At 62.6% G+C, this 12,700-nt stretch carries 11 protein-coding genes; 8 read left to right on the top strand and 3 right to left on the bottom strand.

Annotated features, from left to right (window positions below; genetic code table 11):
• Positions 1-181: 181 nt before the first annotated feature.
• The 8 genes from J4E58_RS24085 to J4E58_RS24050 all read left to right on the top strand — a co-directional run bounded on the left by J4E58_RS24085 (position 182) and on the right by J4E58_RS24050 (position 9,881).
• The gene (locus tag J4E58_RS24085; RefSeq protein ID WP_087089922.1) at positions 182-1,465 is read left to right on the top strand and encodes an FAD-binding oxidoreductase; all 1,284 of its coding nucleotides are present in this window, start codon (positions 182-184) and stop codon (positions 1,463-1,465) included.
• A gap of 362 nt (positions 1,466-1,827) precedes the next feature.
• Entirely contained in the window at positions 1,828-2,964 is a 1,137-nt protein-coding gene (locus J4E58_RS24080; RefSeq protein WP_009046713.1) for a branched-chain amino acid ABC transporter substrate-binding protein, read from the top strand.
• A 179-nt stretch (positions 2,965-3,143) separates the two neighbouring features.
• Positions 3,144-4,058, top strand: a complete 915-nt coding sequence (locus J4E58_RS24075) for an ABC transporter permease subunit (RefSeq protein ID WP_087089925.1) — start codon at positions 3,144-3,146, stop codon at positions 4,056-4,058.
• 2 nt (positions 4,059-4,060) lie between these two features.
• Positions 4,061-5,356, top strand: coding sequence for a high-affinity branched-chain amino acid ABC transporter permease LivM (livM, locus tag J4E58_RS24070; RefSeq protein ID WP_087089927.1), 1,296 nt, complete (start codon positions 4,061-4,063; stop codon positions 5,354-5,356).
• Positions 5,353-6,228, top strand: a complete 876-nt coding sequence (locus tag J4E58_RS24065; protein ID WP_053259443.1) for an ATP-binding cassette domain-containing protein — start codon at positions 5,353-5,355, stop codon at positions 6,226-6,228. The genes livM and J4E58_RS24065 overlap by 4 nt, the downstream gene beginning before the upstream one ends.
• A complete protein-coding gene (locus tag J4E58_RS24060; protein WP_087089929.1) occupies positions 6,225-6,944 on the top strand; it encodes an ABC transporter ATP-binding protein in 720 nt (239 codons plus the stop codon). Before J4E58_RS24065 ends, J4E58_RS24060 begins: the two co-directional genes overlap by 4 nt.
• 1,007 nt (positions 6,945-7,951) lie before the next feature.
• Positions 7,952-8,719, top strand: a complete 768-nt coding sequence (locus J4E58_RS24055; protein ID WP_009041929.1) for an SDR family oxidoreductase — start codon at positions 7,952-7,954, stop codon at positions 8,717-8,719.
• Between the two features lie 256 nt (positions 8,720-8,975).
• Positions 8,976-9,881 (top strand): cation diffusion facilitator family transporter, encoded by a 906-nt coding sequence (locus J4E58_RS24050; protein WP_087089931.1) that lies wholly within the window; start codon positions 8,976-8,978, stop codon positions 9,879-9,881.
• Positions 9,882-9,982: 101 nt separating this feature from the next.
• Here the strand turns inward: J4E58_RS24050 and J4E58_RS24045 are convergent, their stop codons facing one another.
• The 3 genes from J4E58_RS24045 to ureG all read right to left on the bottom strand — a co-directional run bounded on the left by J4E58_RS24045 (position 9,983) and on the right by ureG (position 12,511).
• On the bottom strand, positions 9,983-11,116 hold the full coding sequence (locus J4E58_RS24045) for an AGE family epimerase/isomerase (RefSeq protein WP_087089933.1): 1,134 nt from the start codon (positions 11,114-11,116) through the stop codon (positions 9,983-9,985).
• A gap of 170 nt (positions 11,117-11,286) precedes the next feature.
• Positions 11,287-11,859 (bottom strand): HupE/UreJ family protein, encoded by a 573-nt coding sequence (locus tag J4E58_RS24040; protein ID WP_087089935.1) that lies wholly within the window; start codon positions 11,857-11,859, stop codon positions 11,287-11,289.
• 37 nt (positions 11,860-11,896) lie between these two features.
• Positions 11,897-12,511: an urease accessory protein UreG gene (gene ureG, locus J4E58_RS24035; protein ID WP_007925234.1), complete on the bottom strand. Its 615-nt coding sequence runs from the start codon at positions 12,509-12,511 to the stop codon at positions 11,897-11,899.
• Positions 12,512-12,700: the final 189 nt, after the last annotated feature.

Genomic DNA, 12,700 nt, shown 5'->3' with positions numbered 1-12,700 from the left:
GCGCTGTAGCCGCTGCCGAAGGCTGCGATAAGCTCCGAAGGAGCTTGGTTCCCGATCTCCTGTCGGGCCTATGGCGGTCTTCAGGTCGCCGCGACCGTACCGGTCGATCGCAGCCTGCGGCAGCGACTACAGGGGAGGTGCTGGTTCATGGTCTGTGGTTCGTTGATTTCGGAGTCTGGCAATGCCGTTACGCGAAGAATGCCTGTGGGAAAAACTGACGCCGCAAAGGCCTGACAATGCCTCGCTCAAGGGCGAGGTCAGGGTGGATGTCTGCGTGATCGGCGCGGGTTTTACCGGCCTGTCGGCCGCCGTGCACCTGCTGGAGCAGGGCAAGAGGGTTTGTGTACTGGAAGCCCACCGCACCGGTCACGGCGGTTCGGGACGCAACGTGGGGCTGGTGAATGCCGGGATGTGGATCCCGCCGGACGAGATCGAGGCCGGTTTCGGCGAGGCGGTCGGCAGCCAGCTCAACCGCATGCTGGGGGCGGCGCCGGCCCTGGTGTTCAGCCTGATCGACAAATACCGCATCGATTGCCAGCTGCGCCGCGAAGGCACCCTGCACATGGCGCACAACGCCCGGGGCGAGGCCGACCTGCGCAGCCGGGAAGCCCAGTGGAAGCGCCGGGGCGCGCCGGTCGAGCTGTTGACCGGCGCGGCTTGTGAAACCGCCACCGGCACCAGGAAGATCGCCGCGGCCTTGCTCGATCGCCGGGCCGGCACGGTCAATCCGATGGCCTATGTCAGTGGCCTGGCCAAGGCCGCGGTCGACCTGGGTGGCCAACTGTTCGACCACTCGCCGGTGACCCGTCTCGAACGCCAGGGCCAGCGCTGGTCGGTGCAGACCGCCCAGGGCTCGGTGCTGGCCGAGCAGGTGGTGATTGCCTCCAATGCCTACACCGAGGGCGACTGGACCGAGTTGCGGCGCAATTTTTTCCCCGGTTACTACTATCAGGTCGCCTCCAGGCCGCTGACCGAGGAAGCGGCGCAGCGGATCCTGCCGGGTGGCCAGGGTTCCTGGGATACCCGCCAGGTGCTCAGCAGCATTCGCCGGGACGCCGACGGCCGCCTGCTGCTGGGCAGCCTGGGCAATGGCAACCAGAAGCCGGCCTGGTTCCTCAAAGCCTGGGCCGACCGGGTACAACAGCACTATTTCCCCTACCTGAAAACGGTGGAGTGGGAGTGCACCTGGACCGGTTGCATCGCCTTTACCCCCGACCACCTGATGCGTCTGTTCGAGCCGGCGCCCGGTCTGGTGGCGGTCACCGGCTACAACGGCCGGGGCGTGACCACCGGCACCGTGGTCGGCAAGGCGTTCGCCGATTACCTGTGTAACGGAAATCCTCAGGCCTTGCCGATTCCCTTCGCCCCCATGCAGCCCCTGGCCGGCGTGGGCTTGCGCAGTTGCCTGTACGAGGCCGGGTTCTCCCTGTATCACGCGGGCCAGTGCCTGCGGATCGTTATCTGACGGAGGAAATATGTTGCCGGGTGCGGCGCTTTTCGGCGCAGCGACTAGCCTGTAGTGGTGCGGGGCGTAGCAGTCCTGCACCAGTAGTGTGCAGTTCGGTTACGCAGGCTGTTACAGGCTGGTTGCACGTTGATTTGCGCCGCGGTTGCAATGATGGCGCAGTAGGGTTGCGCCTGATGTTTTGTAAGGTTTCACCTTCCGCGGTTTAGACGGTTGCACGCCCAATAAAAAAGGGCTCGAAACAGTCGAAATAACAATAAAAGAGCGACTTTTTTCAGAATAAAAAACCAATGGCACGGCCCTTGCTCTGAGCATTCGGTGAAGTCGCAGTGCCAACTAAAAAAACCTTGGAGCACCACCTCATGTCCCAGACGTTTTACAAGAAAGGCTTTCTGGCCCTCGCAGTGGCAGCTGCGTTGGGTGTTTCTGCGTTTGCTCAGGCCGACCTCAAGATCGGCGTAGCGGGTCCCATGACAGGCGCCAACGCGGCATTTGGCGAGCAGTACATGAAGGGTGCACAGGCAGCGGCTGACGAAATCAACGCCAAGGGCGGCGTCAACGGCGAGAAGATCGTCCTGGTCAAGGGCGACGACGCCTGCGAACCGAAACAGGCTGTGGCCGTAGCCAACCGCCTGGTCGACCAGGACAAGGTGATCGGCGTGGTCGGGCACTTCTGCTCCTCCAACACCATCCCCGCTTCCGAGGTGTACGACGAAGCTGGCGTGATCGCCATCACCCCGGGCTCCACCAACCCGCAGGTCACCGAACGTGGCCTCTCCGCCATGTTCCGCATGTGCGGGCGTGACGACCAGCAGGGCATCGTCGCCGGCGACTACATCGTCGACGTGCTCAAGGGCAAGAAAGTCGTGGTCCTGCACGACAAGGACACCTACGGCCAGGGCCTGGCGGACGCCACCAAGGCCCAGCTGAGCAAGCGCGGCGTGACGCCGGTGCTGTACGAAGGCCTGACCCGTGGCGAAAAAGACTTCAGCGCCGTGGTCACCAAGATCCGCGCCGCCGGTGCCGATGTCGTCTACTTCGGCGGCCTGCACCCGGAAGCCGGCCCGCTGGTCCGCCAGCTGCGTGAACAGGGCCTGAAAGACGTCAAGTTCATGTCCGACGACGGTATCGTCACCGACGAACTGGTGACCACCGCTGGCGGCCCGCAGTACGTCGACGGTGTGTACATGACCTTCGGCGCCGACCCACGCCTGCTGCCGGACAGCAAGACCGTGGTTGACGCTTTCCGCAAGGCCGGCACCGAGCCTGAAGGCTACACACTGTATGCCTACGCGTCGGTCCAGGCCCTGGCTGCCGGCTTCAACGGCGCCAAATCCAACAAGGGCGAAGACGCCGCCAAGTGGCTCAAGGCCAATCCGGTGAAAACCGTGATGGGCGAGAAGACCTGGGACGCCAAGGGCGACCTGAAAGTCTCCGACTACGTGGTTTACCAGTGGGACAAGGACGGCAAATACCACCAGCTGGAAAAACAGAAGTGACATGAGCGTCTGGGCAGGCCGGCCCATCCTCCAGGGGAGGGCGCAGGCCTGCCGCATGCGTGTCCGTGCAGTACCTGTCTTTTCTCGTAGAGCTGCACAACTGTCGTGTTGCGCGGGTGGTTGAACCCCAGGCCGTCGTATCCGCTGTGTGCAGTCTCTCAAATGCGTGAGATTGCGTTATGGATGGTATTTTCCTGCAGCAACTGATCAATGGACTGACCCTCGGGTCTGTCTATGGTCTGATCGCCATCGGCTACACAATGGTCTATGGCATCATTGGCATGATCAACTTCGCCCACGGCGAGGTTTACATGATTTCCGCTTACCTCGCGGCAATCAGTCTGGCTCTGCTGGCCTACTTCGGCATCGAATCCTTCCCGCTACTCATTCTCGGTACCCTGGTCTTCACCGTCGTCGTGACGGGGATCTATGGCTGGGTCATCGAGCGCGTCGCCTACAAACCCCTGCGTAACTCCACCCGCCTGGCGCCGCTGATCAGTGCCATCGGGATCTCGCTGATCCTGCAGAACTACGCGCAGATCAGCCAGGGCGCCAAGCAACAAGGTGTACCGACGCTGCTGGCCGGCGCCTGGAAGGTCGATATCGGCACCGGTTTCGTCCAGCTCACCTACACCAAGATCTTCATCCTGGTGGCGGCATTCGCCGGCATGGCGTTGCTCACCTACATCATCAAGTACACCAAGCTCGGCCGCATGTGCCGTGCCACCCAGCAAGACCGCAAGATGGCCTCGATCCTCGGGATCAACACCGATCGGGTGATTTCCTACGTGTTCATCATCGGCGCCGCCATGGCGGCGCTGGCGGGCGTACTGATCACCATGAACTACGGCACGTTCGACTTCTATGCCGGCTTCATCATCGGCATCAAGGCGTTCACCGCGGCGGTACTCGGCGGCATCGGCTCGCTGCCGGGCGCGATGCTCGGCGGGATCATCCTCGGGATCTCCGAGTCGCTGTTCTCCGGTCTGATCAACTCCGACTACAAAGACGTGTTCAGTTTCTCGCTGCTGGTGCTGATTCTGATCTTCCGTCCCCAAGGCCTGCTGGGTCGCCCACTCGTGGCGAAGGTATAAGTATGTCTGCTGCCAATAAACCGATTGATATCAAAAAGAGCCTCATCGACGCCGTACTGGCCGGGCTGATCTCGCTGATCGTGTTCGGTCCTATCGTGGGCGTGGTACTCGAGGGCTACAGCTTCAACCTGCAACCGGCCCGCGTCGGCTGGCTGGTGGCGATCGTGATGGTCGGCCGTTTCGCCTTGAGCCTGTTCTTGCAGACGCCCAAGGGGTTGAAGATCCTCCAGGGTTTCGAAAGCACCGGTTCCGGTGTGCATGTGCGGGCGCCGGACTACAAGTCGCGGCTGCGCTGGATCATCCCGGCGCTGATCGTGATCGCCATCGTCTTCCCGTTCTTCGCCAACAAGTACCTGCTGACCGTGGTCATCCTCGGCCTGATCTACGTGCTGCTCGGTCTTGGGCTGAACATCGTGGTCGGCCTGGCCGGGCTGCTCGACCTGGGGTACGTGGCGTTCTACGCCATCGGTGCCTACGGCCTGGCGCTGGGTTACCAGTACCTGGGCCTGGGCTTCTGGACCGTGCTGCCCCTGGCGGCCCTCGCCGCGGCGCTGGCGGGCTGCATACTCGGCTTCCCGGTGTTGCGCATGCACGGTGACTACCTGGCCATCGTGACCCTGGGCTTCGGCGAGATCATCCGCCTGATCCTCAACAACTGGCTGTCCTTCACCGGCGGCCCGAACGGCATGCCAGTGCCATCGCCGACCATCTTCGGCCTGGAGTTCGGACGGCGGGCGAAGGATGGCGGGGTGCCGTTCCATGAGTTCTTCGGCCTGGAATACAACCCCAACCTGAAGTTCCTGTTCATCTACATCGTGCTGTTCATCGTGGTGCTGCTGGTGCTCTACATCAAGCACCGGCTGACCCGCATGCCGGTCGGACGGGCCTGGGAAGCCTTGCGCGAAGACGAGATCGCCTGCCGCGCCATGGGCCTGAACCATGTGCTGGTGAAACTCTCGGCCTTCACCATCGGTGCTTCCACCGCCGGCTTGGCCGGGGTGTTCTTCGCCAGCTACCAGGGCTTCGTGAACCCCTCGTCCTTCACCTTCTTCGAGTCGGCGCTGATCCTGGCCATCGTGGTCCTGGGCGGCATGGGTTCGACCGTGGGCGTGGTGATCGCGGCGTTCGTGCTCACCGTGGCGCCGGAGCTGTTGCGCAGCTTCTCCGAGTACCGGGTGCTGCTGTTCGGCATTCTCATGGTGTTAATGATGATCTGGCGGCCACGAGGCCTGATTCGTATCAGCCGCACCGGCGTGACCCCGCGTAAGGGTGCCCTGACCGAGAGGAGCGCATCATGAGCGATGAAGTGATCCTGAAGGTCGAGAACCTGATGATGCACTTCGGTGGCATCAAGGCCCTGAGCGACGTCAGCCTGGAGGTCAAGCGCAACTCCATCTTCGCCCTGATCGGCCCCAACGGCGCCGGCAAGACCACGGTGTTCAACTGCCTGACCGGTTTCTACAAGGCCACGGGCGGGCATATCGCCCTCAATACCCGGGGTACTCCGACCAATGTCATCAAGCTGCTGGGCGAGCCGTTTCGTGCGACCGACTTCGTGTCGCCCAAGCGCTTTGCCAGCCGGCTGTTCTACAAGATGTTCGGCGGTACCCACCTGGTGAACCGGGCGGGCCTGGCGCGGACCTTCCAGAACATTCGCCTGTTCAGGGAAATGTCGGTGCTGGAGAACCTGCTGGTGGCCCAGCACATGTGGGTCAACCGCAACCTGCTGTCCGGCATCCTCAATACCAAGGGTTACCAGAAGGCTGAAAGCGACGCCCTGGACCACGCCTTCTACTGGCTGGAGGTAGTGGACCTGGTGGACTGCGCCAACCGCCTGGCCGGCGAGTTGTCCTACGGCCAGCAACGCCGCCTGGAAATCGCCCGCGCCATGTGCACCCGGCCGCAGATCATCTGCCTCGACGAACCGGCCGCCGGCCTCAACCCCCAGGAAACCGAAGCGCTCAGCGCGATGATCCGGCTGCTGCGCGACGAGCACGACCTGACCGTGGTGCTGATCGAACATGACATGGGCATGGTGATGAGTATTTCCGACCATATCGTGGTGCTCGACCACGGCAACGTGATCGCCGAGGGCGGGCCCGAAGCGATCCGCAACGACCCGAAAGTGATTGCCGCCTACCTGGGTGCGGACGAAGAGGAACTGGTATGACGACTGCGCCTATCCTCGAACTCAAGGACCTGGACGTGTACTACGGGCCGATCCAGGCCCTGAAGAAAGTCTCGCTGCACATCAACGAAGGTGAAACCGTGAGCCTGATCGGCTCCAACGGTGCCGGCAAGTCCACGCTGCTGATGTCGATTTTCGGCCAGCCGCGGGCCGAGTCCGGGCAGATCATCTACCGCGGTGTGGACATCACCCACAAGTCCTCGCACTACATCGCCTCCAACGGCATCGCCCAGTCGCCGGAAGGGCGCCGGGTGTTTCCGGACATGACGGTGGAAGAGAACCTGCTGATGGGCACCATCCCCATCGGCGACAAGTACGCTAGCGAAGACATGCAGCGCATGTTCGAACTGTTCCCGCGGCTCAAGGAACGTCGGACCCAGCGGGCCATGACCATGTCCGGCGGCGAGCAGCAGATGCTCGCCATCGCCCGCGCGCTGATGAGCCGTCCCAAGCTGCTGTTGCTGGACGAACCGAGCCTGGGGCTGGCGCCGATCGTGGTGAAGCAGATCTTCGCCACCCTGCGCGAGCTGGCCTCCACCGGCATGACCATCTTCCTGGTCGAGCAGAACGCCAACCACGCGTTGAAGCTGTCGGACCGCGCCTATGTGATGGTCAACGGCGAGATCCGCCTGAACGGCACCGGCCAGGAACTGCTGGTCAACGAGGAGGTGCGCAACGCGTATCTGGGCGGTCACTGAGCCTGAGTGCCGTGGATAAGACATGCCCCGCCGGTTCGCGCCGCCGGGGCATTTTTTATCTCTTTGATCTTGTAGGAGCGAGCTTGCTCGCGATGCTCGTCAACGGTGACGCTGGCTGTCTGGATATACGCGTCGTTCTCCGGTTCTTCGCGAGCAGGCTCGCTCCTACAGAGGCTGGATGACCTTGTCCACAGCAGAAAACGCAAATTGTGGAAAACATTCTGCGCAAGCTGGCAAAGCGCGGCATAAAGACGCTGCAAATAGTTGTTTTGCCAAGGTTTTGACTTGTCCCCGTTTGCTGTGGAACTGGCTGTGGGTAACGTGGGAGTAGCTGGCTGGAGGCCTTGAGTGGCGTGGCCTGCAGGCTGGCGATCGTTTTTTGATCAGGCGTTTTTGCATGACCTTGAGCGGCCGTTGTCAACCTTTTTATTGTCGCAGGCAAAGGGCGGAAACCCCCTGGATAAACCTGTGGATAAGTCTGTGATTAAACTCTGGAAAGACTCGCCGAGGCAGCGTCGTTACTGGCTTGAAGCCATCCCTTGCCTGACCGTCCGGTCGCCTGTGTCGGCCTGGGCTGCATGGACGCCATGCCCAGGTCAAGCAAAAAACTTTCTAAAACCGCCTGCAGCCCCTGTGGATAGCGGCTTGCGGACTTTTGCACTTGCCCCCAAAGACTGTGGAGCGTCCTGTGGATAAGGTGCGTGCATGTGGCTGCGGGCCACGACCTGCCTGGCTTGGCGGTGGTTGGTTGTTTTTTGTACAGTTGCGTCTCTGTAGCCGCTGCCGAAGGCTGCGATAAGGCCCGGAGGGCCTTTCAACGATCTTGAAGAGCACGCCCTCTTCGAACGGAATGCCGCCCAGACCGATCGCAGCCTTCGGCAGCGGCTACAGGGGAGGCTGATAGCCTGGCTCGCACAACCTCCGGTTGCCGCTGCGATTCAGGCCGGGCATGCTGCGAAACGATTTTTCATTTCCACGGCGGTTCGACGCCCAGCAAGGAGAACACCATGACTTCCACCCTGTTTATTACCGGCGCGACCTCCGGTTTTGGCGAAGCTTGTGCCCGTCGTTTTGCCGAGGCCGGCTGGTCGCTGGTGCTGACCGGGCGCCGCGAAGAGCGTCTCAACGCCCTGTGCGCCGAACTGTCGAAGCAGACCGAAGTGCACGGCCTGGTGCTCGATGTGCGGGACCGCAAGGCCATGGAAGAAGCGATCGCCAACCTGCCGCCGTCCTTCGCCAAGCTGCGCGGGCTGATCAACAACGCCGGCCTGGCCCTGGGGGTCGACCCGGCGCCCAAGTGCGACCTGGACGACTGGGACACCATGGTCGACACCAACATCAAGGGGCTGATGTACAGCACCCGCCTGCTGCTGCCACGGCTGATCGCCCATGGCCGCGGCGCCGGCATCGTCAACCTCGGCTCCATCGCCGGTAACTACCCGTATCCGGGCAGCCACGTGTATGGCGCGAGCAAGGCGTTCGTCAAACAGTTCTCCCTGAACCTACGTTGCGACCTGCAAGGCACCGGTGTGCGGGTGACCAACATCGAGCCGGGCCTGTGCGAAAGCGAGTTCTCCCTGGTGCGCTTCAAAGGCGACCAGGAGCGTTACAACGCCACCTACGCCGGTGCCGAGCCGATCCAGCCGCAGGACATCGCCGACACCATCTTCTGGGTGCTCAACACCCCGGCCCACGTCAATATCAACAGCCTGGAGCTGATGCCGGTGAGCCAGACCTGGGCCGGCTTCGCCATCGAGCGCAACGCCAAGGGCTGAATGCTCCGCCTGTAGCCGCTGCCGTAGGCTGCGATGGTCCGGGCCACGTTGGTCGCAGGACCTTCAGCGATCTTGAGTCCTGCGACCGGTTCCCGGTCGATCGCAGCCTGCGGCAGCGGCTACACTCCGCGTGCCGATGCGTTTGGCAACACAGCCGTTCAGGCCTGAATCAGCCCGCACAAGGTAGACTCCCGCTCCGCAACCCATCGCAGCCTTGCATCAAGGCCGCGAATTCAAAGGTTCTCGAGGAGGAAATGTGAGTAACCGAGGTGAGCAGGTACTGCTCAAACAATCGACCGTCCTGATGTTCGCCGTGGCGATCGCCGCTATCGTCACGGGTTTTTTTTCCGGTTCCCAATCGATTCTGTTCGATGGTTTTTTTTCGCTGATCGCGACTGTCATCAAGGTCTTGATGCTGATCACCGCCAAGCTGATCGCCAAGGAAAGTAACCAGCGCTTTCAGTTCGGCTTCTGGCACCTGGAACCGATGGTGCTGCTGATCGAAGGCAGCTTTTTGTTGCTGATTGCGATCTACGCCTTTCTCAGCGGTATGTTCGGCATCATCAACGGTGGCCGCGAGATCGAACTGGGCCTGGTGATCCCTTTTGCGATGGTGCTTAGCGTCGTCTGCTTCGCCTATTTCTTCTACGTCCGTTATCGCAATCGCACGTTGAAATCCTCGTTGATCCAGTTCGACAACGTCAGCTGGCTGGTGGACGCGATGCTCTCGGTCGGCTTGCTGGTGAGCTTTCTCATCGCGTTGCTGCTCAAGACCCAGGGTTATGGCCAGTGGGCCGCTTACGTCGACCCGTCAATCCTGATCCTGCTGGCCCTGAGCATGCTCGCGCCGGCCTTCAATATTCTCAAGCCAGCGTTACGCGATGTACTGGGAATTGTCCCGGACCAACTGGATGACAAGGTTCGCCAAGTGATGGACGAGGCGACAGTCGAGCACGGCTTTGCCGACTACGTCTCGTATGTGCAGAAGCATGGACGGGCGCGGTTCATCGAGATTCACATCGTGCTGCCGCAGGACTATCCATTGCAGGGCGTGGCGACGCTGGACACGCTGCGCGAGGAGATATCCACACAGCTCGGCAAGGCGGATGCGGCGCGCTGGCTGACCATCAGCTTTACCGGCGATCGCAAGTGGATTGCCTGAGGCCTTCCTGAGCGCAGGCGCGCAATCGCGAGCTTCGCTCCTACAGAGGCATGCCCGTTTTTCTGTAGGAGCGAAGCTTGTTCGCGATAGCGATGTAAAGATCAGCCGAAGTATTCAGCCAGGCCGAGATAACAGGTCGCCAGGTGATAAGGCGTGGTCGACGGCATGTCCCGGCGGCTGAGTACGCCATGGGCGTCCAGGCATTCGTTCCAGCCCTTGGCATGCAGGAAGTGTTGTTGCAGCGCCAGCAATTGGTGTTGCAGGCGTTCGGCGCTGTCCTGGCGCAAGGTCAGGGCGCGCAGGTATTCGGCCTGGGCCCAGATGCGCTGGGTCGGGTCGAGCACATCGCCCTCGACACTCAGCATTCCGCTCACCGCGCCGCTGGAGTTATCCACACCAACCTGCTCGGCATAGGCGAAGGCCCGCTCCAGCGAGGCGTGCAGCGGGCAGCCGCGCAGCAAGGCCGAGGATTGCAGCAGGAAGAACCATTCGAACTGGTGCCCCGGCTCGAACCAGTTATCCACAGCCCCCAGCGGTTTCTCCATCATCAGCCCATGCCGTGGCTCGATGAAGCGCTGCTGCATGGTCGTGCACAGGGCCAGCAGTGCGCCTTGCACGGCGGCGTCGTCACGCACGGCCAGGGTGGCGAGGAAGGCTTCGGCCAGGTGCATCAGCGGGTTCTGCAAGGGGCCGCAAGCCAGGGACGACCAGTCTTCGGCGAGGACCGCTTCGTACAGGCCATCGCCGCTGGCAAAACGTTCGGCCACCACTTTCAGTGCGGCATTGAGCACCGATGCCACCAGCGGCTCGCGGACCCTGGCCCAGTAATGGGCGCAGGCAAAGACGATAAAGGCGTGGGTGTAGAGGTCCTTGCGCCTGTCCAGCGGCGCGCCCTGGGCATCGATGCTGTAGAACCAGCCACCGTGCTCGGCGTCGTGGAAGTGCCGTTGCAGGGAGCGGAACAGCGCCGCGGCGCGCGCTTCGGCAAGCGGTGTACGGCCATCGCCGATCAGGCTGGAAAACAGGTACAGCTGCCGGGCGCAGGCCATGGCCCGATAACGCTGAGGCGGCAGCGGGGCATGCTCGGCGTCCAGCGCCTCGAAGGGCAGTGCCAGTTCCGGATTCCAGCCCGGCCCCTGCCAGAGCGGCACGATCACGCTGTGGAAATGCTGTTGCACGGCCTTGAACAGGGCGGTCGATTCAGACGGGGAAGTGGGGCTGGAAACATCGGGCATTGGCTGGCGTCGTCACGGCAGGGTGGAATGCGCGACATGGTAGCAGAGAAGGCCCCGGGGATCGTGGTTGGGCCGGAGCCCTTAATCGCGAGCAAGCTCGCTCCTACAGTGGCGGCGTTGTTCCTGTAGGAGCGAGCTTGCTCGCGAAAATAAGCCTCAAACGACGCGCATCAGCCGGCCAGCAACCACACGCCCGTCGCGGCGGACGCCGCGCCCGCCAGGCGCACCAGCGGCGCAGCGGCCTGTGGCAGGAGCCGGACCACGGCATAACCGGCCGCGTGCAGTGCCGCGGTGGCGGCGACGAAGCCTGCGGCATAGGTCCAGGGGCTGGACATGTCCGGCAGTTCCAGGCCGTGGGCCACGCCGTGGAACAGGGCGAACAGCGCGGTGGCGGCCACCGCCAGGCTCAACGGCGGCCGCACCGCCAGGGCCACAGCCAGGCCGAGGGCCAGGACCGAGGCGGCGATCCCGCTTTCCAGGGCCGGCAGGTTCAGCCCCGCAAAACCCAGCACGCCGCCGATCAGCATGGTGCCGACGAAGGTGCAGGGCAGTACCCAGCGCGCCGCGCCTTGCTGCTGCGCGGCCCACAGGCCGACCGCAACCATCGCCAGCAAGTGGTCGAGGCCACCGATCGGGTGGCTGATGCCGGCCATCAGGCCGTTGTCGCCGTGGCCCGGGTGAGCGAAGGCCAAAGCTGGAGTCAGCAGCAGGGCGAGGGTGCCGAGAATGCGTTTGAGTGTCATGACAGGTTTCCTTGTTGAGCTTTTTTGAAAAGAGCGATCAGGCCGCGATCAGCAGTCCCTGGCGTTCGATAAAGGCGATGATTTCCTCCAGGCCCTGGCCGGTCTTCTGATTGCTGAAGACGAACGGTTTGCCGCCGCGCATGCGCTGGGTGTCGCCGTCCATCATCTCCAGCGAAGCGCCGACCAGGGGCGCCAGGTCGATCTTGTTGATCACCAGCAGGTCGGACTTGCAGATGCCCGGGCCACCCTTGCGCGGCAGCTTGTCGCCCGCCGACACGTCGATCACGTAGATCGTCAGGTCGGACAGCTCAGGGCTGAAGGTCGCCGACAGGTTGTCGCCGCCGGACTCCACCAGAATCAGGTCGAGGCCGGGAAAACGCCGGTTCAGTTGATCTACCGCCTCAAGGTTGATCGAGGCGTCTTCGCGAATCGCCGTGTGCGGGCAGCCGCCGGTTTCCACGCCGATGATGCGCTCGGGCGCCAGGGCCTGGTTACGCACCAGGAAGTCGGCGTCTTCGCGGGTGTAGATATCGTTGGTCACCACCGCCAGGTTGTAGCGTTCGCGCAGGGCCAGGCACAGGGCCAGGGTCAGGGCGGTCTTGCCGGAGCCCACCGGGCCGCCGATGCCGACGCGCAGAGGTTGTGCGTTCATGTGACTCTCCACAATAAAAGGCACCAAGTAAAAGGCGCCAAACTAAAAGCACCTAGGCTCTGTACGAAAAGTGGCTGCGCTCGGCCATGCTGCGTTAAAAACAGGCTCGGAATGCTCATTTAGGCCCCTACAGTCGAGCGCGACCCCGGCCGTTCCTCGCCTGTTTTTGCCTTGCCTGACCTTCGCTCG

The sequence above is a fragment of the Pseudomonas sp. FW305-25 genome (genome assembly GCF_017351415.1).
Classification (GTDB): Bacteria; Pseudomonadota; Gammaproteobacteria; order Pseudomonadales; family Pseudomonadaceae; genus Aquipseudomonas; species Aquipseudomonas chlororaphis.
This window is presented reverse-complemented; position numbering and strand designations above follow the sequence as displayed.